This is a genomic window from Janthinobacterium sp. 78, assembly GCF_003096775.1.
Taxonomy (GTDB): domain Bacteria; phylum Pseudomonadota; class Gammaproteobacteria; order Burkholderiales; family Burkholderiaceae_D; genus Janthinobacterium; species Janthinobacterium tructae.
Map to the genome: position 1 here is coordinate 4,321,238 of NZ_QENT01000001.1, position 23,980 is coordinate 4,345,217.

General features: G+C 63.5%; 23 protein-coding genes. 8 read left to right on the plus strand and 15 right to left on the minus strand.

Annotated elements, in window-relative coordinates; genetic code table 11:
- Positions 1-12: 12 nt before the first annotated feature.
- The 14 genes from C8C92_RS18955 to C8C92_RS19025 all read right to left on the minus strand — a co-directional run bounded on the left by C8C92_RS18955 (position 13) and on the right by C8C92_RS19025 (position 15,766).
- Complete coding sequence (locus C8C92_RS18955) at positions 13-1,311, minus strand: NAD(P)/FAD-dependent oxidoreductase (protein WP_099763219.1); 1,299 nt, start codon at positions 1,309-1,311, stop codon at positions 13-15.
- Positions 1,312-1,331: 20 nt separating this feature from the next.
- Positions 1,332-1,844, minus strand: coding sequence for a hypothetical protein (locus tag C8C92_RS18960; RefSeq protein WP_116744948.1), 513 nt, complete (start codon positions 1,842-1,844; stop codon positions 1,332-1,334).
- Between the two features lie 289 nt (positions 1,845-2,133).
- Complete coding sequence (locus tag C8C92_RS28000; RefSeq protein ID WP_116744949.1) at positions 2,134-3,789, minus strand: methyl-accepting chemotaxis protein; 1,656 nt, start codon at positions 3,787-3,789, stop codon at positions 2,134-2,136.
- 192 nt (positions 3,790-3,981) lie between these two features.
- A complete protein-coding gene (locus tag C8C92_RS18970; protein WP_116744950.1) occupies positions 3,982-5,361 on the minus strand; it encodes a copper oxidase in 1,380 nt (459 codons plus the stop codon).
- A gap of 2 nt (positions 5,362-5,363) precedes the next feature.
- Positions 5,364-6,722, minus strand: a complete 1,359-nt coding sequence (locus C8C92_RS18975; protein ID WP_243420282.1) for a TolC family protein — start codon at positions 6,720-6,722, stop codon at positions 5,364-5,366.
- Position 6,723: 1 nt separating this feature from the next.
- Complete coding sequence (locus tag C8C92_RS18980) at positions 6,724-7,062, minus strand: hypothetical protein (protein WP_099763215.1); 339 nt, start codon at positions 7,060-7,062, stop codon at positions 6,724-6,726.
- A 115-nt stretch (positions 7,063-7,177) separates the two neighbouring features.
- Positions 7,178-7,600, minus strand: a complete 423-nt coding sequence (locus C8C92_RS18985; RefSeq protein WP_099763214.1) for a hypothetical protein — start codon at positions 7,598-7,600, stop codon at positions 7,178-7,180.
- Between the two features lie 559 nt (positions 7,601-8,159).
- Entirely contained in the window at positions 8,160-8,303 is a 144-nt protein-coding gene (locus tag C8C92_RS18995; protein ID WP_099763212.1) for a DUF2474 domain-containing protein, read from the minus strand.
- The gene (cydB, locus tag C8C92_RS19000; RefSeq protein ID WP_116744952.1) at positions 8,303-9,310 is read right to left on the minus strand and encodes a cytochrome d ubiquinol oxidase subunit II; all 1,008 of its coding nucleotides are present in this window, start codon (positions 9,308-9,310) and stop codon (positions 8,303-8,305) included. Before cydB ends, C8C92_RS18995 begins: the two co-directional genes overlap by 1 nt.
- Positions 9,300-10,715 carry a cytochrome ubiquinol oxidase subunit I gene (locus C8C92_RS19005; protein WP_116744953.1) on the minus strand — a complete coding sequence of 472 codons (1,416 nt, stop codon included), beginning with the start codon at positions 10,713-10,715 and terminating at the stop codon, positions 9,300-9,302. The genes cydB and C8C92_RS19005 overlap by 11 nt, the downstream gene beginning before the upstream one ends.
- A gap of 154 nt (positions 10,716-10,869) precedes the next feature.
- Entirely contained in the window at positions 10,870-12,462 is a 1,593-nt protein-coding gene (locus tag C8C92_RS19010; RefSeq protein WP_116744954.1) for a sensor domain-containing diguanylate cyclase, read from the minus strand.
- A gap of 127 nt (positions 12,463-12,589) precedes the next feature.
- Positions 12,590-13,147 carry an NAD(P)H-dependent oxidoreductase gene (locus C8C92_RS19015; RefSeq protein ID WP_116744955.1) on the minus strand — a complete coding sequence of 186 codons (558 nt, stop codon included), beginning with the start codon at positions 13,145-13,147 and terminating at the stop codon, positions 12,590-12,592.
- Positions 13,148-13,353: 206 nt separating this feature from the next.
- Positions 13,354-14,463, minus strand: a complete 1,110-nt coding sequence (gene alr / locus C8C92_RS19020; RefSeq protein ID WP_243420283.1) for an alanine racemase — start codon at positions 14,461-14,463, stop codon at positions 13,354-13,356.
- A 13-nt stretch (positions 14,464-14,476) separates the two neighbouring features.
- Complete coding sequence (locus tag C8C92_RS19025) at positions 14,477-15,766, minus strand: D-amino acid dehydrogenase (protein ID WP_099763206.1); 1,290 nt, start codon at positions 15,764-15,766, stop codon at positions 14,477-14,479.
- Between the two features lie 105 nt (positions 15,767-15,871).
- Here C8C92_RS19025 and C8C92_RS19030 point away from each other — a divergent pair, with 105 nt between their 5' ends.
- The 5 genes from C8C92_RS19030 to C8C92_RS19050 all read left to right on the plus strand — a co-directional run bounded on the left by C8C92_RS19030 (position 15,872) and on the right by C8C92_RS19050 (position 21,247).
- Positions 15,872-16,372: an Lrp/AsnC ligand binding domain-containing protein gene (locus C8C92_RS19030; protein ID WP_034754979.1), complete on the plus strand. Its 501-nt coding sequence runs from the start codon at positions 15,872-15,874 to the stop codon at positions 16,370-16,372.
- Between the two features lie 147 nt (positions 16,373-16,519).
- Entirely contained in the window at positions 16,520-16,867 is a 348-nt protein-coding gene (locus C8C92_RS19035; RefSeq protein ID WP_096236270.1) for a hypothetical protein, read from the plus strand.
- 77 nt (positions 16,868-16,944) lie between these two features.
- Positions 16,945-17,805 (plus strand): tetratricopeptide repeat protein, encoded by an 861-nt coding sequence (locus C8C92_RS19040; protein WP_116744957.1) that lies wholly within the window; start codon positions 16,945-16,947, stop codon positions 17,803-17,805.
- Between the two features lie 326 nt (positions 17,806-18,131).
- On the plus strand, positions 18,132-19,853 hold the full coding sequence (locus C8C92_RS19045) for a PAS domain-containing methyl-accepting chemotaxis protein (RefSeq protein WP_165829497.1): 1,722 nt from the start codon (positions 18,132-18,134) through the stop codon (positions 19,851-19,853).
- Positions 19,854-19,855: 2 nt separating this feature from the next.
- Positions 19,856-21,247 (plus strand): chemotaxis protein CheW, encoded by a 1,392-nt coding sequence (locus tag C8C92_RS19050; RefSeq protein WP_116744958.1) that lies wholly within the window; start codon positions 19,856-19,858, stop codon positions 21,245-21,247.
- Positions 21,248-21,249: 2 nt separating this feature from the next.
- Here the strand turns inward: C8C92_RS19050 and C8C92_RS19055 are convergent, their stop codons facing one another.
- The gene (locus tag C8C92_RS19055) at positions 21,250-22,245 is read right to left on the minus strand and encodes a helix-turn-helix domain-containing protein (protein WP_165829498.1); all 996 of its coding nucleotides are present in this window, start codon (positions 22,243-22,245) and stop codon (positions 21,250-21,252) included.
- Between the two features lie 112 nt (positions 22,246-22,357).
- On the opposite strand from C8C92_RS19055, the gene C8C92_RS19060 reads away from it, so the two are divergent.
- Genes C8C92_RS19060 through C8C92_RS19070 form a run of 3 tightly spaced genes read left to right on the plus strand, consistent with a single transcriptional unit; the run spans position 22,358 to position 23,976 of the window.
- Complete coding sequence (locus tag C8C92_RS19060) at positions 22,358-22,996, plus strand: cysteine hydrolase family protein (RefSeq protein ID WP_116744960.1); 639 nt, start codon at positions 22,358-22,360, stop codon at positions 22,994-22,996.
- Positions 22,997-23,050: 54 nt separating this feature from the next.
- Positions 23,051-23,617, plus strand: a complete 567-nt coding sequence (locus tag C8C92_RS19065; protein WP_243420284.1) for a YdcF family protein — start codon at positions 23,051-23,053, stop codon at positions 23,615-23,617.
- Positions 23,614-23,976: a hypothetical protein gene (locus C8C92_RS19070; protein WP_099763199.1), complete on the plus strand. Its 363-nt coding sequence runs from the start codon at positions 23,614-23,616 to the stop codon at positions 23,974-23,976. The genes C8C92_RS19065 and C8C92_RS19070 overlap by 4 nt, the downstream gene beginning before the upstream one ends.
- Positions 23,977-23,980: the final 4 nt, after the last annotated feature.

Consider the following 23,980-nt stretch of genomic DNA (forward strand, 5'->3'; position numbering starts at 1 on the left):
GATATCAACGGCTTAATGCAGCTTGACCTGCGGCGTGCTGCGCTTGATCAGGAAGCGGCCCATGGCCATGACGGCCGTGCGCACACTGCCCAGCACGGCGTTGTGGTGCATCAGGTGCAGGCTGACATACATCATGCGCGCCACAAAGCCTTCGACGAACCAGCTCAGGCCCTTCAGCGAACCCATCAGGGTACCCACCGAGGTGGTGCGGCCGAACGACACGAGCGAACCATAGTCGAGGTATTCATACGGTTTCGTTTGCGGCGGCTTGCCCTTTGCTTGCAGCAGGAAAGTTTTCAGCAGGTAATCGGCTTGCTGGTGAGCGGCCTGGGCGCGTGGCGGCACCAGCTTGCCGTCCGGCCCCATGCAGGCGGCGCAATCGCCGAGCGCGAAGATATTCGCATGGCCCTGCACATTGAGCATGCCCGTCACTTCCAGCTGGCCGGCGCGGTTGGTCGGCAAGCCCAACGTGGCCAGGAATTCCGGCGCGCGGATACCGGCGGCCCACACGCAGATGTCGGCCGCATAGCTGGTGCCGCTGGCCACCGTCACCTTGTCGGCTTCGATCGTGGTGACGCGCGTATCGGTCACCACGCTGATGCCATGTTGATGCAGCAGTTTCGAGGCGGCGATGGAAACGCGCTCAGGCAGCGGTGCGAGGATGCGCGGCGCCCCTTCGAGCAGGGTGATGCGGACATCCTTGATGGCGTTGAGATTCTGGAAACCATACGCGGCATACACGCCGCTCGCTTCGCGCAATTCGGCCGCCAGCTCCACGCCCGTGGCGCCGCCGCCGATGATGACGATGTCGACACCGGGATGGCCCGCGTCGCCCTGGCGCTGCTCGGCCATGGCCAGCAGTTTGAGCAGGGTCAGACGGAAACGTTCGGCGTCTTCCGTGGCATTCAGGGAAATCGTGTTTTCCTTGGCGCCGGGTACGCCGAAGTAATTCGAGGTGCTGCCCACGGCCAGCACCAGCTGGTCATAGTGGACCGTGCGCTGCGGCAAGAGCTGTTCATCCTTGTCCGTGGCGATGGCGCCCACGGTGAGGCTGTTCGACGCGGCGTCGAGCGCGATCAGGGGGCCATAGACATAGGTAAAACCATTGTCATGCGCCAGCATCTGGTACGACAGGCCCTCCTGGTGTATATCCAGGGTGCCGGCCGCCACCTCATGCAGCGACGGCTTCCAGATATGGTACAGGCGGCTGTCGACCAGGATTACCTGGCCGGGGCCGAGCTTGCGGCTGAGTTTGCAGGCCAGCTCCAGGCCGCCTGCGCCGCCACCTACGATGACGATTTTACTATGCAAAGATCCTCCGGTTTGCTGAATTAATTGTCGTTGCCCCGGTTGCCGTGTCCGTTGCCGTGACCTTTGTCGTTACCGTGACCTTTGTCGTTGCCACGGCCATTGCCGTGGCCTTTGCCAGGCTTGTCGTCATGGTGATCACGGTCCTTGTAATCGGGACGGCCATGCTGCTGTTGCGGCGGACGTCCACCGGGACGGCCATGGTCGCCATGCTGCTGGCGATAGCGGGGCGCATATTGGTTGTTATACCAACTATCTTGAACGAAATAGACCTCTTGGTTACAGGCATTATACTTGCGGCAGTGCTTGGACCAGTGTTTCGCATGGCCGGGCGGCACGCGCAGGTAGATGGGGCGGGCCGAATAGTATTGCGGGCGCTGCACGATGACGGGCTGGGCGTAGATCAATTGCGGCGCGGGATAGTCGCCGATGTCGATGCGTCCGTAAAAGCCGGGCTGGCCGATGGTGACGGAGACCTGGGCAACAGCGGCGGTGGCGGCCGACAGCAAGACGGCGGCAAGAATCAGGGTTTTCATGGGACACTCCTTTTATCAGTTATGCCGTAATTGTAGACCTCGTGCGCCACGCTGTTTGTTCGCAAGGACACATAGGGAACACCGTGGCAAACTGCGCCGTGGCGCGCCATGGCGTGAGGAGAATGCGCGGCGAGCCACGCGACGACGACGATCAACGCAGTCCCCGCTTCCGAGGGCCGCCAGCTGGGGCTGTATTCATCTACTGGGATAGGCAACGAGTGCAGCAAGCACGGAATGGCATGGCGACATGCCTGCCACCGCCGTGCCGATTGCGCCGGGCCAGCCGGGCTCAGGCCAGGCGCCGCACGCTCTGCCTGGCGGCGGGCGCCGGCCGGCGCAGCGGCGTGACATTGCTGGCCGGTGCCACGGCGATGCGCTCGGCCTGGGCATGCAGGCGGAACACGCCCACCAGGTCCGTCAGGATCTGCGCCTGGTCTTGCAGCGATTCGGCCGCTGCGGCCGCCTCTTCCACCAGGGCCGCGTTCTGCTGCGTCACCTGGTCCATTTGCAAGATGGCCTGGTTGACTTGCTCGATGCCGGCGCTCTGTTCGGCGCTGGCGGCCGTGATTTCCTGCATGATGTCGGCCACCTGGCGCACGCTGGTGACGACTTCATCCATCGTCTTGCCCGCGTCATGCACGAGCCTGGAACCGATTTCCACCTGCTCGACGGAGTCGCCGATGAGGGTCTTGATTTCCTTGGCGGCTTGGCTTGATCGCTGCGCCAGGTTGCGCACTTCGGACGCCACGACGGCGAAACCGCGCCCCTCCTCGCCCGCCCTGGCCGCTTCCACTGCCGCGTTCAAGGCGAGGATGTTGGTCTGGAAGGCGATGCCGTCGATGACGCTGATGATGTCGACGATCTTGCGCGAGGAGGCATTGATCGATTCCATCGTCTGCACCACCCGCCCCACCACGGCGCCGCCCTTGGCGGCCACGTCGGAAGCGGCGCCGGCCAGTGCATTGGCCTGGCGAGCATTGTCCGCATTCTGCCGCACGGCCGAGGTCAGCTGCTCCATCGAGGATGCCGTCTCTTCCAGCGAACTGGCCTGTTCTTCCGTGCGTGACGACAGGTCGAGATTGCCCTGGGCGATTTCACTGGAGGCCGTATGGATGGTGTCCGTGCCCGAACGCACCTGGCTGACGATGCCCACCAGCTTGTCGCGCATGGCTTTCATGGCAAACAACAGGCTGGTGTTGTCATGGCTGGCCGTGCGGATATCCACGCTCAGGTCGCCCTCGGCGATGGCGCCCGCGATCTTGACGGCATACGCCGGTTCGCCGCCCAGCTGGCGCGTCAATCCGCGCGTGATCAGCACGCCCAGCGCCAGGCCTGCCGCCATGCTGCCCAGCACCAGCGCGAGCATGAAGCTGCGGCTGGCCTGGTACACGCCAGACGCCTGCTCGGCCGCCGCCTTGGCGCGTTCTTCCTTCTGCAGTGACAATTTATCGAGCACGCCGTCGAGTTCGTCCGCATGCTGGCGCGTCTGGTTCAGCAAGCCGACAAGCTCGGCGCTGCGCTGGGCCAGCGGCTCGGTCCCCGCCAGGGACAGCGCCTGCGTCATGACGGTGATGTATTGCGTCTCGACGGCCGCGAAGCGGGCGAACAGCTCCTTGGCGGCCGGCGTGACAAACAGCGGCTGCGCCTTGGCCAGGCTGTCCTTGCTGGCGGCGATGAATCTGGCGATATCGGCCTGGCGCGTGGCGCGCTCCTCGGCGGTAGTGGCCAGCAAGAAATTACTGCGCGCGCGGCCCACCTTGATCAGCGCGATATTGGCTTCCTTGATGTGGGACAGACCCAGCAACTCATTGTGGTACATCTGACCGGCCATGGCGTCGATCTTGCCCATGTTAAAGATGCCGATGCCGGCCACGATGGCCCCCATCAGTGCCACGCAAAAAAACGCCGCGATCAGGCGCGTGCCCACCGTCATTTGACTCAACATGATTCCCCCATAGTCCGGCCACCAGTGCTCGAAGAAGCAGCGGAATGTCTTGAATATAAAGAAAATAGTGGGGTAGAAATACGCGCATTGTCACTAAACGACAATAGCTTGATCTATAACAACATGCACCAGGGCTTGCCGTGCTAGGCAAGCCCTTAATGTTAAATTAAAAATAATAATATTATTAAGACATTAATGATCGTGCCTGAGCGGCTTGCGCACCGTCATCTCGACGCCGCCCTTCGCCGCCGCCTTGCCTGTACCCTGGCTGCGCACCGGTTCCGGCAAGGCGCCCGTCCATTCACACGCCACGCTGCCGGCCGGGTGCTTGTACCAGCCCGGATCGCGGTAGTCGCCCGGCTTCTGGTCCTTGCGCACCTTTACCGTGGTAAACATGCCGCCCATGCCGATGGCGCCGAACGGGCCGTCGCCGGCCATCATCGGCAAGGTGTTGTCGGGGATCGGCATCTGCATCTCGCCCATGTCGGCCATGCCCCGCTCGCCCATCACCATGTAGCCGGGCACGAGCTGGTTGATCTTCGCCGCCACGCCCTGGTGGTCGACGCCGATCATGGTGGGCACGTCATGCCCCATGGCATTCATCGTGTGGTGCGACTTGTGGCAGTGGAAAGCCCAGTCGCCCAGGTCGGTGGCCGTAAATTCCACGGCGCGCATCTGCCCCACGGCCACGTCCGTGGTGACCTCGGGCCAGCGCGACTCGGGCCGGGTCCAGCCGCCATCCGTGCCCGTCACCTCGAATTCATGGCCATGCATGTGAATCGGGTGGTTGGTCATGGTCAGATTACCCACGCGCACGCGCACCTTGTCGCCCTGGCGCACCACCATGGGATCGATGCCGGGGAAGACGCGGCTGTTAAACGTGAACAGATTAAAATCCGTCATGGTCATGATCTTCGGCGTGTAGCTGCCCGGATCGATATCGTAGTTGCTGAGCAGGAAGACGAAATCGCGGTCCACCTTCATGAAATTCGGGTCTTTCGGGTGCGTCACCCAGAAGCCCATCATGCCCATGGCCATCTGCGTCATTTCATCGGCATGCGGGTGGTACATGAAGGTGCCGGGCCGCTTGGCGACAAATTCATACACGAAAGTCTTGCCGGGAGGAATGCCCGGCTGGGTCAGGCCCGTGACGCCATCCATGCCGTTGGGCAGGCGCTGGCCATGCCAGTGCACGCTCGTGTGTTCCGGCAATTTGTTGGTGACAAAGATGCGCACGCGGTCGCCCTCCACCACTTCGATGGTGGGGCCCGGCGACTGGCCGTTATAGCCCCACAGGTTCGCTTGCATGCCGGGTGCCAGTTCGCGCACGACGGGTTCGGCCACCAGATGAAATTCCTTGACGTTGTTGTTCATGCGCCAGGGCAAAGACCAGCCATTCAGGGTGACGACGGGGTTGTAAGGACGCCCGTTCGGCGGCGGTGGCGGCGCTTTTGTTTCCGCACCGGCCATGCTGACGGCTTCCGGCAACGAGGCCGCACCGACTCGGCTGACGGCCGCCGCACTCAGGGCGACGGCGCCCGCATTCATGAAAAAGTTCCTACGTGTAATCATCATTATTCCTTCTCGGCTGGGCCGCTGCCATTGATGGCCGACTGCAATGTTGTTTGGGCGATCCAGAAATCGCGCTGGGTCTCGATGGCGCTGTTCACGCTGCTCACCTGTTCGCGCGCGTCGGCCAGCAACTCGAACACGCTGGCCAGCATGCCGTTGTAGCGCAGCAATACTTCATGCGAGATCGTCTTGCGCAGCGGCACGACTTCATCGCGGTAGTGGCGCGCCAGGTCGTAGGCCGTGCGGTAGCTGGAATACGCTTCGCGCACTTCCGAGCGGGCCCGTACCGCCGTGCCCGCCGTGCGCTGCAGCGACTGCTCGTACAGCGCTTGCGCCTTCGCATTGCGCGCCGAACCCCAGTCGAACAGGGGCAATTCCAGCGACACTTCGTAGCCGTTTTCGCGCGGCGCCTCGCTGCTGCTCTTGTTGGTATAGCCCACGTCGAGCACATTGACGAAACCCGTCACCTTCGACAGGCCCAGCGCGCTGGCCGTGGCATGCGCGTCGAGTTTCGCTCTTTGCACGTCGAGGCGCTGTTCCATCGCCTGCGCCTCGATATTGCCCGCGTCCACCGCCTGGGCCGGCAAGTCGGGCAGGCGCGACGGTAAAGTGAAAGCCGTCTGCTTGCCCCACAGGCCCAGCAAGCGCGTCAGGTGCTCGCGCGTGGCGGTGGCCTGATGGCGCGCGCGGGCCAGGTCGCCGACGGCATCCGCATAAAACACTTGCTGGCGCGCCTGGTCGAGACGGCTCCAGTTGCCCGCCTGCCGCAAGCGCGTGGCCAGTTCGGCGCCCGCTTCGGCCGACAGCAGCGCGCGCTGCATGAACGCTTCCGTCTGCACGGCGGCCACGGCAGTGAAATAGGCGCGGCGCGTATCAAACGCCAGTTGCACGGCGCTGCTGGCCGCCTGCAGCTTGGCTTGCTCGAAACGGCCCCGCTCGATGTTCACGCGCATCGGCATGGTCAGCAGTCCCGCCAGGTCGAAGCTGACGCTGCGGTCGATTTCATTGCCATGGCTGCTGTGCGAGCGGCCGAACGACAGGCCCGGGTTGCGCAAGCGCCCCGCCTGCACCAGGTCCGCCTCGGACGCGCCCAGTTCGGCCAGCGCCACCTTCATGCCGTGGTTGTTCATCAGGGCGATGCGCACGGCGCTGTCAGCGTCCAGGGGCTGGGCCAGCAGGGAGGCCAGTTTTTCCTCGCCGCCCTCGCCGGCCAGCGCCGCAGGGGCGCCCGTGCGGACATCGGCCAGCGTGGATACCGTCCGCATGCCGCCATCGGGGCTGAAGCTGGCGCAGCCACTGAGCAGCAGGACGGCCGCCAGCGCCAGCGGCGTGAAACAAGTTGATTGTCTGAAACGGGCCATGTCAGTGTCCTTCATGCTGGTGTGGCTGGTGTTGCGGGGCCGGCTGGGCGGCCGGCTTCGCCGCCGGCTTGGGCATGGCATGCTGCATCGGCATCGTGTGGCCGTCCATCTTCATCATGCCCATGTGGCCGCCCGCCTTGCCGACTTTCTCGTTGACGGCGCGCCAGGTCTGGTCGGGCGTGGCGTCTTCCTCGGCGGCGGGACGGTAGCCGGTGAAGGCGGAGCGGTACGCGGTGGCCGGCACGGATGCTTGCGCTTCTTGCGGGGCGGGCTTGGGCTGGGACTGCGCTGCGGCAGCCAGCGGCAGTACAGCCAGCACGAGGCTGAACAGGTGTTTCATGGTATTCCTTGAATGACAGGGTATGGCGCGGCGGGCGCGCAGGTGGAACGTGAAGGCGCGGCGAGCACAGCCGCGATGGACGTGCAAGGACCACACCGCCAGGTTCAACGGGCGGTCAGGCGGAGTGCGTGCTTCTCGGGGGACGTTCGGGACCAGGCGGGATATGCCCGGCGAACAGGGAATCGGGCGCCAGCGCAGGGGGCGGCGCGCGCAGGATCAAGGCGTGCAAGGCGGGCATGCCGGGCGGCGCCGTGGCACCCACAGTGCAGGCGCCATGGTTACTGCAATCATGGCCGTGATGCGTGGCGCCGCCATCGTCCATGGCCATCTTCATCGGCTGGCCCTGCATCTGCATGTCGCCCATGTCATGGCACTGGGGCGCCTGCATAGCCTCGGCGGCAACAGTAACCGTGACCGCTGCCGCCAGCTCGTCCACGCAGCAGCTGCGCATGGCCGACGCAAAGCCCTGCAAGGGCAAGGTGACGGCCAGCAGCCAGAGCAGCGAGCGGGCGAGTGAGCGGAAAAAGGCACGGTTCATGGCAGGACTATAAACCTTCCCACGCGAGGAAGGTCAAGTCCCTATTTGCGCATGTAGCCATGCGTCAGCCAGATGACGTACTCGCCATAATATCCCTGCCCTTCGAATACGGCCTGGCCATCGGAAAAAGTCACTTTTTGCACTTCATTGATGGTGAAATACGCGCGGCCATCGGCCGCCTCGACGTCACCCCAATGGCGCGCGCGCGGTGGCCGGTAGCCGCTGGCGCGCCCGATGGCGGCCAGCAGGTCGCCGATCATGAAGTCGACCAACATATCGGCCAGCAGCGGCCGGTGGCCCGCCAGCATCGCCGTGATGTCCGGGTAGCCCGCTTCCTTGAGTTCGGGCAAGTCGCTTTCCTCGTACTGCAAATCGTCTTCGCGGCAAGTCTGGATAAAACTGTTGAACGGCTCGTCGAGCAAGCCCGCCAGCGCCGCTTCCGGCACGCTCAGGCGGAACGGCTGCAGCGGCAGCGCGCTACGCTGGCCGTAGTTGAATTCGCGGCAGCCGAGCAAGGCCAGCGGGTGCAACTGGCCACCGACCTCGCAGCGGATGCCTGTCAGCTGCCCATCCCCGCCGCCCGCATCAGCAGGCGCATCGCCCAGGCGGCCAGGCCCAGGGTGGTCACGCTGGCCAGCCAGATGCCGGCCAGCCACGCCAGTCGTTTGCACCATGATTGTTGTCCCTGTTCAAATTGTTTCATCAGTGATAGCCATCTTCCGGGTGGACTTTGCCACGAAACACATAATATGACCACACCGTATACATCAGGATAACGGGGATGATGAACAGCGCCCCCACCAGGGTAAAACCCTGGCTTTGCGGCGGTGACGACGCCTCCCATATCGATACCGACGGCGGGATAATGTTGGGCCACACGCTGATGCCCAGGCCGCTGTAGCCGAGAAAGACCAGCGCCAGGGTCAGCAGGAAAGGCGCCGTCTGCCGCCCCCGCCGCACGGCGCGCAGCAGCAGCCAGCCCGCGCCCAATACCAGCAACGGCACGGGCAGAAACCAGAACAGTTGCGGCAGCGCAAACCAGCGCGCGGCGATGGCCGGATCGACCAGCGGCGTCCAGGCGCTGATGATGGCAATCACGCCCAGCAGCAGCCACACGAGCGTGCGCGTGATGCGCCCCGCGCGCGCCTGCAGGCTGCCGTCCGTCTTCATGATCAGCCAGGTGCTGCCCAGCAAGGCATACGCCACCACCAGCCCCACACCCGTGAACAGCGAGAACGGCGTGAGCCAGTCCAGCGCGCCGCCCACATAGCTGCGCTGGACTACCGGCATGCCCTGGATGTAGGCGCCCAGAGTCACGCCCTGGAAAAAGGCGGCCGCCACCGAGCCGCCGATGAAGGCCTTGTCCCACACATGGCGCTCATGCTCGCGCGCCTTGAAGCGGAACTCGAAGGCCACGCCGCGGAAGATCAGGCCCATCAGCATGAAGCTGAGCGGCAGGTAGCAGGCGCTCAGCACCACGGAATAGGCGAGCGGAAAGGCTGCCAGCATGCCGGCGCCGCCCAGCACCAGCCAGGTTTCATTGCCATCCCAGACGGGCGCGACCGTATTCATCATCACGTCGCGCTCGCTCTTCTCCTGGAAAAACGGATACAGGATGCCGATGCCCAGGTCAAAGCCATCCATCACCACATACATCATGATGCTGAACAAGATAATAATAGCCCACAGTAGTGGCAGATCAATGCCCATGAGAATGTCCTCCTTGTGCTGCAGATAGGGGCCGCGCGGGTGTACGTTGTTGGCCCGGTCCGCCGTGCTCGACGCGCTCGCCTTCATGCGGCTGCGGCCCCACGCGGATCAAACGCAGCAGGTAGCCGATGCCCGTGCCGAAGACGGCAAAATAAATGACGATGAACAGTACCAGGGTGATGCCCAGCTGCGTGGCGCCGTGCGCCGAGACGGCGTCTTGCGTGCGCAGCAAGCCGTACACGGTCCACGGCTGGCGGCCGATCTCGGTCGTGTACCAGCCGGCCAGCATGGCCAGCAGGCCGCTGGGCCCCATCCACAGGGCGCAGCGCAGGAACAGGCGCGAGCGCCACAGGGTGCCGCGCCAGCGCAGCCACGCACTCCAGATGCCCAGCGCGATCATCAGCATGCCCAGCCCCGCCATGATGCGGAAAGACCAGAACACGACGGCGGAAGGGGGCCGGTCGCGCGGTGCGAATTCTTTCAAGGCGGGAATCGTGCCATGCCAGTCATGCGCGAGGATCAGGCCGCCCAGGCGCGGGATTTCCACCTTGTAGCGGGTTTCCTCGCGTTCCATGTCGGGCCAGCCGAACAGGATCAGCGGCGTGCCCTCTCCCCCTTTGTTTTCCCAGTGGCCTTCCATGGCGGCCAGCTTGGCCGGCTGGTGCTCCAGCGTATTCAAGCCATGCAGGTCGCCGATCACGGCCTGGATGGGCGCGACGATCAGCAGCATCGACAAGCCCATCGTCATCATCTTGCGGATGGCAGCATTGTCGTTACCACGCAGCAAATGCCAGGCGGCCGACGCCACCACCAGCAAGGCCGTGGCGAGAAAGGCCGCCACGCTCATGTGCAGCAGCCGGTAGGGGAACGAAGGATTGAAGATGACGGCCAGCCAGTCCACGGGCACGACCCTGCCGTCGATGATTTCATGGCCTTGCGGCGTCTGCATCCAGCTGTTCGAGGCGATGATCCAGGTGGCCGAGATCAAGGTGCCCAGCGCCACCATGGCGGTGGCGAACATGTGCAGGCCCGGCCCCACGCGGTACCAGCCGAACAGCATCACGCCGAGGAAGCCCGCTTCCAGGAAGAAGGCGGTCAGCACTTCATAGGCCAGCAGCGGACCCGTGATGCTGCCCGCAAAATCGGAAAAGAAACTCCAGTTGGTGCCGAACTGGTAAGCCATGACGAGGCCGGAAACGACGCCCATGCCGAAATTGACGGCGAAAATCTTCGACCAGAAGTGGTACAGATCGCGGTACACGCCATCCTGCGTGCGCAGCCACGCCGCCTCCAGTACCGTCAGGTAACTGGCCAGGCCGATGGTGATGGCAGGAAAAATGATGTGGAATGAGATGGTGAAGCCGAACTGGACGCGCGCCAGTTCCAATGCAGTGAGCCCTGACATGTGTTGCCTTCCCGACGTGTGACGTCTGTTTTACCCAGGCCTCCACTCTAGGCTTTTCGAGTAAAACATAACAGACTCAGAAATCAGAGAAAACATAGGATCAGTTTGACGTTTGCCGAATGACAAGGTCAATCTGATCCGGCACAAAAACGCCTCAGGCGGGCTCGGCGAGGCCCACGCGGTTGCGTCCATTTTCCTTGGCCACATACAGGGCCGCATCGGCCGCCAGCAGCACGGCGTCCGCACCGAGCACCTTGCCCGCCCCCTGCTCCGACGACACGACGCCCAGCGACACCGTGACGGGACCGGCGCCGGGGATCGCGGCGGCGGCCACCCGGGCGCGCAGACGCTCGGCCACCTGCAGCGCCACGTCGAGGTCGGCCTCGGGCAGCAGCATGATGAATTCATCGCCGCCATTGCGGCACAGCACGTCGGCATCGCGCGAGCAGGCGCGCATCAGTTGCGCCAGGTGCAGGATGACTTCATCGCCCACGGCATGGCCCCAGCGGTCGTTGACTTGCTTGAAATGGTCGATATCGATGGCGATGACGGAAAACGGCCGCGCCTGGGCCTGCCAGGCATCCAGCGCCGCCGCCATGCCGCGCCGGTTCGACAGGCCCGTCAGCGGGTCCGTCTGCACGTCGAATTTCAGCTTGCCGATCTTTTTCTGCAGCAAGGACATCCCCACCAGCAAGGCGCGCTTGATCTGCGCCGATTCCAGATACCAGGCGCGGATGCCGCCGATGCGCTCGGCCATGCCGGGCGCGTCCATGCGGCTGGCGCCTTCGGCCAGCTGCACCAGGGGCCGTGAAATAAGGCGCGCCAGCCACCAGATGAACGGCAGGCTGAGCAAGGCAATGGGCAAGGAATGCCACAGGGTGTTGAGCATCAGCTGGTTCAGCGGCGCCAAAGTGGCGGCCTTGGGCCGCTGGGCCACGATGCCCCAGCCCGTTGACGGCAGCACGGCATAGCCGGCCAGCATCTCCGTGCCCCGGCTGTTGACGGTGCTTCCGCTGCCGCTTTCCTGGCGCAGGATGGCGTCGATCACGGTATTCTTGCCAGCCACTTCGCCGACCCGCGAGGGGTCGGGGTGGTACAGCAGGCGCCGGCTCTGGTCGATCACATATAAATACGAACCATCGCGGTAATAATGCTGTCCCAGCAAGGTGAACAGGATGTTTTTGTGCTTCAGATAGATCGAACCGCCCACATAGCCCAGATAGCGTCCGCCGCGATCGAACACCGGATGGGAAATGAAGACCACCAGGTTGCCCACCGACGACATATACGGCCGGGTGATCAGCGGGCGGCGTTCGCGCAGCGCCAGGCTCGCCCCTTCCGAGGCCAGCTGGCTGTTCTGCAGGGCCAGCGTCTCGGGCGACACGCCCAGCACCTTGCCCTGCGCATCGACGATCAGGACGGAATTGAAGGTGTTGGTCTGCCCGCGCAAACGTTCGGCTTCCATCTTGAGGGCGGCAGGGTCGGCATAATGCCGGGGCAGCTGGCCGGCGCTGTAGGCCAGCTGCTGGCGCGCCGCCAGCAGGAAGTTCTCGGTGCTGCTGGCCAGCTTCAGCGCATACGCGTAGTTACCCTCCAGGGTCGTATCGATCAGCAGCTGGCGCTGCACCTGATACGTGGCATAAAAGCTGTTACCCAGGGAGATGACGGCGCTGGCAAACGCCACCAGCACGATCAGACGGCGCAGATTGATGCGCAACAAAGGTTGCGCCACAGGTTGAAGCGGCATGGAAGAGACGGGGCAGCGTAGGATTGCGCCTGAAAAAAACGTCCATTATACATGTCCATACAGCAACAAAGCACCATGGACAAGGGTTTATTGCCCCATTTGCCCCCGCCCGACAAACCTGGGCCATTCAGGCATGCACGGCGTGCTTGCGTACCCAGTCCGCGTAGCGCTGCATCCAGCCCTGGAAAAAGCCCAGGCTGGCCGGACCGATGCCGCCATGCTCGTCGAACAGGCCTTCCTTGGCCTGGATAAACATCTCGGGCTGGTTCAGCAGCGGCACGTCCAGGTAAGCGAGCACATTGCGCAAATGCTGCTGCGCCAGGGCCGTGCCCGTGGCGCCCACGGAAACGCCCAGCACAGCGCCCGGCTTGCCGCCCCACACGCTCTGGCCGTATGGGCGCGAGCCGTGGTCGAGGGCGTTTTTCAGCACGCCGGGGATGGAGCGGTTGTATTCGGGGGTGAGGAAAAGCAAGGCTTGCGATGCGGTAATGTCGGATTTGAGGCGCAGCACCTGTTCGGCTTGCGCGCCATCGTCATCCTGGTTGTACAGCGGCAAGTCACCGATCTCGATATGCTTGAAGGAAAACTCGGGCGGCGCCAGCTTGATGATGGCGTCGGCCAGCTTGCGGTTGAAGGAATCCTTGCGCAGGCTGCCGACGATGATTGCGACTTGATATTGACTCATATATATCCCCGATGATGGTGAAAAAAATAGCCCTGGAGTGAACTTCACTGCAGGGCTATCTTGCCACACAATCATCGTTTTTGCGCTGCCTTAGCGTGCGAAACCAGCGCACCTGAAAAAATGCTCAGGGCTAGGCGCCTTGCCGAAGACAGTACGAATGTACGGCAAGGCAAGGCAACAACGCCATGGGCGTTTTGGCAGGTGCGCTAACGTGCCAATCCCTGGTATTCGCGATAGTAACGTCCGCCCAGGTTCGTCAAGACCTCATAGCCGATGGTATTGGCCATGGCTGCCACGGCGTCGACCGGGTGTTCGGCGCAGATCAGGTCGACCAGGCTGCCCGGCACGATGCGTTCCTGCGCGATGGCGCTGACGTCCAGGGTGATGGAATCCATCGAGATGGCGCCGATCTGCGGCACTTTCACGCCATCGACGATGGCCAGGCCCTGGTTGCTCATGCTGCGCAGCCAGCCATCGGCATAGCCGACGGAAATCGTTGCCACCTGGCGCGGCTCGCTGGCCGTGTAGCGGCGGCTGTAGCCCACGTGGTCGCCGGCGGCAATCGTGCGCGTCTGCATGACCTTGCCTTGCAGCCGCACCACGGAGCGCAGCGGGTTGGGCTCGCCGCCCTGCGGCGCGATGCCGTACAGGGCCGCACCGGGGCGCACCAGGTCGAAGTGATAGTCAGGCGACAAAAAGATGCCCGAGGAATTGGCCAGGCTGGCGCGGTACTGCGGCAAACGGGCGCGGATGGCGATGAAACGGGCCAGCTGCTCGCCATTCATGGGGTTGCTGCGTTCGTCGGCGCACGCCAGGTGGCTCATGATGTAGCGCACCTTGATGCCGTCAAGAAAGTGGGCATCCAGCAGCCAGGCGTCGATTTCCTGCGGCGACAAGCCCATGCGCGACATGCCCGTGTCCACCTGCACGATGGCGTCCAGGGTTTTCCCCAATGCCTTGGCGTGTGCGCGCCAGCCCGCCACCTGCGGCTCGCTGTTGAGCACTGGCGTCAAGCCATGGGCCGTGAATTCGCCTTCCGTATCGACGGGCGGGCCGTGCAGCACGAAGATGGCCGCGTCCGGCGCCACATGCGGGCGCAGGCTGATGCCCTCTTCCAGATGCGCCACGAAGAAATGGCGGCAACCCTCTTCATACAGGGCCGCGCCCACTTGCGCGGCGCCCAGGCCGTATGCGTCGGATTTGACGACGGCCGAGCAGGCGGCCGGGTGCGCCTTGTCGCGCAGCAAGCGGTAGTTGGCGCGCACGGCATCGAGGTCTACCGTCAGGATGGCGCCGCTACGTTCCTTTGCAGGCATGCTGGCCGCCATCTCAGGCTCCCGCGTATTGCAGTTTGCCGCCGCGCTGCGCGCCGCTGTAGCGGCTGACGGACAGGTCGTCGGCCAGAATCGCCGGCTGTTTCGACGACATCAGGTCGGCCAGCAATTGCGCCGAACCGCAGGACATGGTCCAGCCCAGCGTGCCGTGGCCCGTGTTGAGGAACAGGTTGCGCAGCGGCGTGCGGCCGACGATCGGCGTGCCATCCGGCGTCATCGGGCGCAGCCCCGTCCAGAACGTGGCTTCGGCCGTGTTGCCGCCACCGGGGAACAGATCGTTGACGACCATTTCCAGGGTTTCGCGGCGGCGCGGGTTCAGGTCCAGGTTGTAGCCGGCGATTTCCGCCATGCCGCCCACGCGAATGCGGTCGTCAAAACGCGTCACGGCAATCTTGTAGGTTTCATCGAGGATGGTCGACACGGGCGCCTTGGCCGCATTGACGATAGGCACGGTGATCGAATAGCCCTTCAATGGATACACGGGAATGTCGAGCAGCGGCTGCATGAAGCCCGTCGAGTAGGAACCGAGGGCCACCACGTAGGAGTCGGCCTTGACGACTTCCGCGCCACATTGCACGCCAGCAATTTCATCACCTTGGGTCAGCAGCGCGTCGATGGACACGCCATAGCGGAACTTCACGCCCAGCGCCACGGCCATTTCCGACAGGCGTGTAGTAAACAGCTGGCAATCGCCCGTTTCATCGTTGGGCAGACGCAAGCCGCCGAACAGTTTATCCTTGACCGCTTCGAGGGCCGGCTCGGCGCGCGACAGCTCGTTGCGCTGCAGCACTTCATACGGCACGCCCGCGTCTTTCAACACTTCGATATCCTTGGCGGCGTCGTTGTATTGCTTTTCGGTGCGGAACAATTGCATCGTGCCTTGCTGGCGGCCTTCATACGTGATGCCCGCTTCGGCGCGCAAGACCTTGAAGCAGTCGCGGCTGTACTCGGCCAGGCGCACCATGCGTTCCTTGTTCACCGCATACGCTTCCGGTGTGCAATTACGCAACATCTGCCACATCCATTTGAGCTGGGCGGCGCTGCCGTCGAGCGAGATGGCCAGCGGCGCGTGGCGCTGCATCATCCACTTCACGGCTTTCAGGGGAATACCGGGCGCGGCCCATGGCGAAGCGTAGCCGGGCGAGATTTGCCCCGCATTCGCGAAGCTGGTTTCCAGTGCCGGGCCCGGCTGGCGGTCGATGACGGTCACCTCATGTCCTGCCTTGGCCAGATAGTAAGCACTGGTGACGCCGATGACGCCGCTACCCAGAATCACGATACGCATAGTTTCCTCATTATATTTTTTAGGCTATTGCCAGATTAACCGCTATCATATTGGGAAAGAGCCAGTATTTGTTCACGTATAAATCGAGATATTCAGCAATAAATCATGAGAATCCTTAAAGAATCGGCACGTGGCCTCGACAAGCTGGACCGCCACATCCTGCGCATCCTGCAGCAGGATGGCCGCATCTCGATGAAAGACCTGGGCGAACAGGTGGGCCTGTCGATCACGCCCTGCATCGAGCGGGTCAAGCGCATGGAGCGCGACGGCGTCATCACGGGCTACCATGCCAAGGTGAACCCGGCCGCGCTGGGCGCCAAGCTGCTCGTCTTCGTAGAGATTACTCTCAATCAAAAGTCGGCGTCCGCCTTCGAGCAATTCCGCCGCGAAGTGTTGCAGATTCCCGAAGTGCAAGAATGCCATCTGGTGTCGGGCGACTTCGATTACCTGATCAAGGCGCGCATCCATGAAATGGCCGAGTACCGCAAACTGCTGGGCGACATGCTGCTGCAGCTGCCCGGCGCCGCGCAATCGAAAAGCTATGTGGTAATGGAAGAAATCAAGGAAACCCTGGCACTCTCGACCGACGTGCTGCAGAGCCGCTAAAGGTAGCACCAGCCGGCACCAAAGGCATCATTTTGTGCGCCTTTGTATAATCTTGTAGCACATTCGGCGCGACCCAAGCACACTCCCTCCTGACATCACGCCCGTCCCCTCTGAGATTGGAAGCAGTGATGCACACTGGGAGTCCGTATGAACACATTGATAAAACTGGCAGCTTCCTGCCTCGCGGGCCTGGCCGTGGCCATGTGCACCGCCAGTGAATACAAGGTCAACCGCGCGCCCGACAATGGCGCCATCTATCAGAACATCCAGGTCGGCAAGACCACCCGCCTCGACCTCGACGCGGCCCTGGGCAGCGCCACTGTGGTCAGCTTCGATCCCGGCTATGAAGTATGGGTCTACAAGAACCAGTTGCAAGCGCCCAAGGTGACGCGGCTGCTCCCACTGCTGGGCGAAAAAGGCACGCGCGAAGTGGCCGTCATGTTCGACCAGGCGGGTGTCGTCAGGAAATTCCGGATACACGAGCCGCGCAAGTAGGTCGCGCCAGCAATCCACGGGGACGCGCCCGCCGCGCCCTCTTGTTCTACACTGGCGTTTTATACTCCGGTGCCACCATGCAATTACCCGCAAGCCTCGCGCACATCTCGACAGACCAGGACTGGCAACACACGACAGCGTATCCGCCGCTCGGCTTCACGCCCTTCTCAGAAGGCGCGCTGGGCAATGGCGACACCTTCGGCCTGTACTGGCCCATCGGGCGCGAAGCGTCCGAACCGATCGTCGTCGAGACCTGGCACGACGAGTGGCGCCTCCAGCCGCACTTTTCCAGCCTGGCCGCGTTTTTGCAAGCCCATGCAGCCGCGCAGGACGAATATGTCGGCACGCCCTCGCTGGCCGATGATCCCGCTTCGCCGCGCGCCGCCTTTCTGGAAGCCAAGGAATTGATTGCGCAGCGCAACCCGGAGGCGGCCATTACGCTGCTGGAAGCGGCGCTGGCCCTCGTGCCCGAATATACGGACGCCCTGGCGCTGCTGCATGGCCAGTATGTGCGCGCGGGAAGAATCGGGGAAGCCGTCAAGGTGGCCATCCAGGCCATCATCTCGCCACCGTCCTTTGGCGGCCCGCCATTCAAGGCCTTGCAATGGCTGCGCACGCAGCCAGTGCCGGACGGGGAACCCGACCCCATCTGGCGCGCCTGCGGGCAGTTGTCGTTCAACTTTGGCGGCAGCAAGGAAAATGCCGATTATCCCGTGCTGCTGGCCGCCATCGCCACCTATGTGGAGCAAGGCAACTACCTTCGCGCCTCGACCCTGATGCAGACGTATGCGGAACTGATGAGCGCGGAAACCGTGTCCTTCCAGGAACGCTACGGCTTCGAGCCGGCCGCCTTCATCGCACGCCAGATCGCCGTCAGTGCGCGGCTCCCGTACGGCAGCCGCGACCCGGCAGCGCCATGCCTGCCCGGCAGGGATTAAGCCCCCTCCCCTGGCTGACGACATCAGCGCCAGATTATTTGGCATATTTGCCATATTTGTTTCTTCCATACGGCTAGCCGCACTTGTATCCATAAAGAAACATATCCAGCCATCCAGCGTTCATAGGTGTGAGAACAGGAAAAACTCGGCATCCTGCAGAGAAAAATCTCAAATACTATTTGACTAATTTGTTGAATATTTGTTTAATTAGGCATATTTAATTTATTTGTTTTTTCGGATGCCGAGGCAAGCCTGACTGCCACGCGACGCAAACAGTCACGTACCGTTGTGCCGGCGCGCGCCGGCCTGAGAACATGGAGATCGCAATGAACTACCCGATGATGGAAGCTGAGCAGGCAAAGCAAGGCATCGATGGTGTTGGCCTGGCAGCCGCGCTGGGCAAGATGCAAGGCCTGCTGCAATTCGATTTGCACGGCTGCGTGAGCAACGCCAACCAGATCGCGCTGGATCTGTTCGGCTATCAGCGCGATGAATTGCTGGGCCAGCCCCACCAGTTGCTATGCACGGTCACGCGCGAACGGCAGCAGGAGGAGCGGGAATTCTGGCGCCTGCTGGCCGAGGGCCAGTCACAGTGCGGCGATTTTCATCGCGTGGACAGGCAAGGACGGGAACTCTGGATACAGGCCCGCTATGTCCCGCTGTCGCACGATGGCGGACAAGCCGACCACGTCATCGCGCTCTTCGACGACATCACGGCCGAGATGCGCTCGCGCCTGGATTTTTCGGGCAAGATCGAGGCCATTGAACGTGTCCAGGCCGTGATTGAATTTGATCTGCAGGGCCGCGTATTGCGCGCCAACGACAACTTTCTGCGCACCTTCGGCTATCAGGAGCAGGAACTGCTCGGCCAGCACCATCGCATGTTCTGCACTGCGGAAGATGTGCAGGCGAGCAGCTACCGGCACTTGTGGGAAGGCCTGGGACGCGGTCAATTCCAGTCCGGCGAGTTCCGCAGGCTTGACAAGCTGGGGCGCGAAGTCTGGATACAGGCGTCCTACAACCCCATCCTCGATATCGATGGCCGGCCGCTCAAAGTGATCAAGTTTGCCACCGACATCACCGCCGCCAAGCGCCTCAGCTCCGAGACGGCCGGCAAGATCGATGCCATCGCCCGCTCGCAAGCGGTGATCGAATTCGACATGCGGGGCAATATCCTGACGGCCAACAGCAATTTCCTGCGGGCCGTCGGCTACACGCTGGAAGAAGTGCAGGGACAGCACCACAGCATGTTTTGCGACGACATGCTGGTGCAGAGCGAAGCTTACCGTAACTTCTGGGCCGATCTCGGCGAAGGCAAATTCAAGAGCGCCCGTTTTCACCGGCTTGCCAAGCATGGCGCCGCCATCTGGCTGCAGGCCACCTACAATCCGATTCTCGACACCAACGGCCGTGCCTTCAAGGTCGTCAAATTCGCCATGGACATCACGCAGCAGGTCGAGCGCGAACAGACCGTCAGCAGCCGCGTCGCCGGCATCGGCGATGCCATGCAGGAGCTCGCCGGCGCCATCGACAGCATCGGCCAGGGCGCAGCGCATGCGAACACCATCGCACAGCAAACGGAACAGCATGCCCGGCAGGGGCGCGTACTGCTGGGCCAATCCATCGATTCCATCCTGGAGATCCAGAAATCGTCGCAGGACGTCCATGAAATCGTCAGCACGATCAGCGATATTGCGATCCAGACCAACCTGCTGGCCTTCAATGCCGCCGTCGAGGCGGCCCGCGCCGGGGAGCACGGTCGCGGTTTTGCCGTCGTGGCGGATGAAGTACGCAAACTGGCCGAAAAATCCGGCGATGCGGCGCGCAACATCGCGCGCCTGATCGATAGCACCATCAGCCGCGTCGATCAAAGCGGCACCCTGTCAGAACAGGTGCGCCAATCGTTCGAACAGATCCGTGATTCCGTCCATAACACGACACAATCGATCGGCCAGATCGACCAGGCCACGGCGGCCCAGGTCGACTCCAGCAGGCACGTGGCGCAACTGCTGACCGAGCTGCAAGCGACCACCGCTGCGGAGCACTGAGCATGACGGCCCCGCTAGCGGCGGCACAGGATTACGTGCGGGTCAGGATAGGCTCGCTGCAGGTGGGCATTGCATCTTCCTGTGTGCACCAGGCGCTGGCGCGTCCCGCCGGTGTGCTTCCCGTGCCGGGTGCAACAGGCGCCCTGGCCGGGGTTTTTTCACATCAGGGCCGGGTGATTCCCCTGATCGACTTGCGCCCCTGGCTCCACATGGCGGCCGATACGCCCTGCGCTTACGTGCTGGTGCTGGCGACGGACGGCCTGCTGGCCGGGCTCGCCGTCGATGCCGTCTCCAGCGCACAGAAAATTCATCCTGAGCACATTGAGCAGGTGTACCACGACGATGAGCCTGACCACTTCTTCCGTTACGTCGCGCGATCCGCTGGCGATGATGAACTGCTGAACTTGCTGGAGCCGCAGCGCCTGATGCTGCGGGCGCAAGCCTGGAGCCGTACGGCGGGCATGCAAGCAGGGGGCGATGCACCGCCCGACCTGGCCCAGGCCGGCCCTGCCATATCGCTGGCCCTGTTCGAACTGGCAGGACGCGTGCTGGCACTGCCCTCGACGCTGGTAGCCGAAGTCCTGCCCTGCCCGCCAATGGACACGGCATTCGGCTGGAATGGGCCATTGGCCGGTGTGGCCGGCTGGCGCGGCCGCCAGGTCTACGTCCTCAATGGCGCCGTTTTCAACGGAGCCTTGCCGGCACCGCCAGCGCCGCCGCCCCTGCTGGCCGTGCTGGAACGCGACGGCCTCTGCCTGGGGATACGCATCGACAAGACGCTGGCCGTGCGCGATATCGCCTGCAGCCAGCTGCTGCACGCGACGGACGGGCCTTGCAGCCACCCACTGGTGGCCGCCACCATCACGGCCGAATCGGGCCCGCCACAACTGCTGCTCGACGACGCGGCCTTGCTGGCCCTATGTCCGCAAACCTCGCGCGACACGCGCGCGCAAGTGCAGGCGCTGGCGCAAGACAGGCGCAGCAGCGATGCCTACATCGTCTGCGATGCGGGCGAAGAACTGGCATTGCCGATGGCCGCCATCGTCACCATCCTGCCCCTGCCTGCGGACATGCAAGCCCCCTCGCCCGACGACCCGGCCGCGCCGCCTGGCAGCTTTACCTGGCAAGGACGCACGCTGCCATTGATCGCGCTCGGCCCCCAGGGTGCGCCAACGGCGCGCATCGTCGTCATCGAGCACGCGGCACGGCATGTTGGCTTGCTGGTGCGTAATCTCGTCACCCTGGTACCCGCCTACGCGGCGAGCAAAACCAGCTTCAGCCAGTTCGGCGGGCAAGCGCAGACGATGATCACACTCGATTCACCGGAAGGAAAAGCCAGCTACCGGGTATGGGAAGCAGAGGAACTGGCAGGCGTCACAAGCCCTGCGCATTGATCTCAGCACCCCGCGCACGCCAGCTTCTCGCGGAACAGCTTGCGGTACGCCGACGGCGACGTCTGCAAGTTGGCCCGGAAATGCTGGCGCAGCGACAACGCCGTGCCGAAGCCGGCCTCTTGCGCCACGACATCGATCGAGGCTGCGCTTTTTTCCAGCATGCCTTGCGCATGCGCAAGACGCTGGTTCAGCAGCCATTGCTTGAAGGACGTACCCGTGGCCTGGCGGAAATGGCGCGTAAAGTTGCGCCGGCTCATGGCGGCCCGTGCGGCCAGCGCGTCGATGCTGTGCGCCTGGCCCAGGTTGGCCGTCACGCCAGCGAGCACCTCGGCAAAGCGCCCTTCGCTGCCGGACACGGGCAGCGGGCGCTCGATGAATTGCGCCTGCCCACCCTGGCGGTGCGGCGCCACCAGCAGCCGGCGCGCCACGCGGTTCGCCACCTCGGCACCGGCCAGCTGGCGCAGCAGGTACAAACAGCAATCGAGGCCGGCCGCCACGCCGGCCGACGTCAGCACGGCGCCATCGTCCACATACAGCACTTCGCGGTCCACCCTGACCCTGGGATAGCGGGCCGCCAGCTGCTGCGCCATGCCCCAGTGCGTGGCCGCGCGCTTGCCATCCAACAAGCCCGCCTGCGCCAGCGGAAACGCGCCCAGGCACAGGCCCACCATGCGCGCGCCGCGCGCGCTGGCCGCCTGCAGCGCCGCGACCAGCGACGGTGCGGCATCGCGGCAATCGTCGTGCCAGGCCGGCATGATGACGATATCGGCGCCCTCCAGCCCCTCCAGTCCGCACTCGGGCGTGATGCAAAAGCCGGCCGCCGTGCGCAACGGTGCGGGATCGGCGGCACACACGCGCACGTGAAAAGGCGGCAGATCGGCCTCGTCCGTCTGGGCGCCAAACACGAGGCAAGGCACGGACAAGTGAAATGGCGTCATGCCATCGAAGGCGATCACGGCGATGCGCAAGGGAGCGGAAGTAGCGGAAATGGTAGGCATGGCCCGATTTTATCGCAGATAGGCCTTCGGGCCACTTTTTGTTTGTAACGCGCAGCTTGAAAATGACTGTATCGGGGAAGTCCTTCCTCTTTCAACCATTCAGGAGTCACGCATGTCCAACACTACCGCACCACGCCGCGCCCTGCTCGTCATCGATGTACAAAATGAATACTTCACGGGCGACATGCCCATCGAATATCCGTCCGTCGACATCTCGCTGCCGAATATCGTCACCGCCATGGCCGCCGCCCACGCCGCCGGCGTGCCCGTGATCGTCGTCCAGCACGATGCGCCGGAAAATTCTCCCATCTTCGCCAGGGGCAGCGACGGCTGGCAGCTGCATCCGGCCGTCTCAGCATTCCCTGCCGACCACCGCATCAACAAGAGCATGGGCAGCGCCTTTGCGGGCACGGACTTGCGCGCCTGGCTGGAGAGCCGCAACATCGACACCCTGACGGTGACCGGCTACATGACGCACAACTGCGATGCCGCCACCATCTACCACGCCGCACACGACGGCTTGCAAGTCGAATTCCTGCAAGATGCCAGCGGCACCCTGCCCTACGCGAATGCGGGCGGCACGGCCAGCGCCGAGGAAATCCACCGTGTCTTCAGCACCGTGTTCCACTCGAATTTCGCCGCCGTAGCCAGCACGCAGGCCTGGCTCGATGCCGTGCGCGAAGGCAAGCCGCTGGAAATAGACAATATTTATCTGTCGAACCAGCGTGCGCGCAAGGCGCAGGCGAACTGACGCAGGCGGGAATGGACGGGTATCATGCGTCCATTCCCCACTCGATGATGAACGATGCGAAAAATAACTGTGCTGGGCTTAACGACTGCGGGTGTTTTCCTGCTGGCCACGACCGCGCTGGTAGGGGCTGGCCTGCACGATAAACTGGCGCCCGCCGACGTGATCGTCGTGCCCGGCAATACCATCCTGCCCGACGGCACGCCCAGCCCCCGCCTGCAGGCGCGGCTCGACGTGGCGCTCAAACAGTTCCACGAACACAGGGCGCCGCGCATCCTCGTCAGCGGGGCGACGGGCAAGGAAGGGTTCGACGAGGCCGCTTCCATGGCGCGCTACCTGCGGTCGCGCGGCGTACCGGCCAGCGCCATTATTGAGGACAATCAAGGCTGGACCACGGAAGCCACGGCGCGCAATGCGACCGTTCTGATGCGCACGCACGGCTGGCAGACGGCCATGGTCGCCACGCAGTATTTTCATGTACCGCGCTTCCGTCTGGCTCTGGAACGGGCCGGCATCACCGTCAGCGGCCAGGTGCACGCGCCCTACTTCGAACTGCGCGACCTGTATTCCGTGCCGCGCGAAACCGTCGGCTATGCCGTCTACTATTTGAAAGAAGGAAGATGAGACCACTGTTCTTTGCCGCCGGTTTTGCCCTGGCAGCGGCCTGTGCCGTTCCGTCGATGGCCGCCACCGATGCGGAGCCGATCGGCGCCGCTGCCAGCCTGTATCTATTTGGCGCGCTGGTGCTGGGCATATGCATCGCCGCCTTTGGCGCAGTGGCGCAGCGCCGAAATGCAACAATCGGCCGCCTGCCATCGGCCTGCGCCGGTGCGCTGTGCGGCGTAATGCTGTACGGCAGTTTCGCGCTGGCATTTGCCACGCCGTCGATCACGCCGGTCCTGGCCTACGCCGCCAGCGCCCTGTGCGCCACCGGCGCGGCCCTGCTGCTGCCGCGCCTGTTAAAAGCCGTGGCACGCCAGTAAGCTG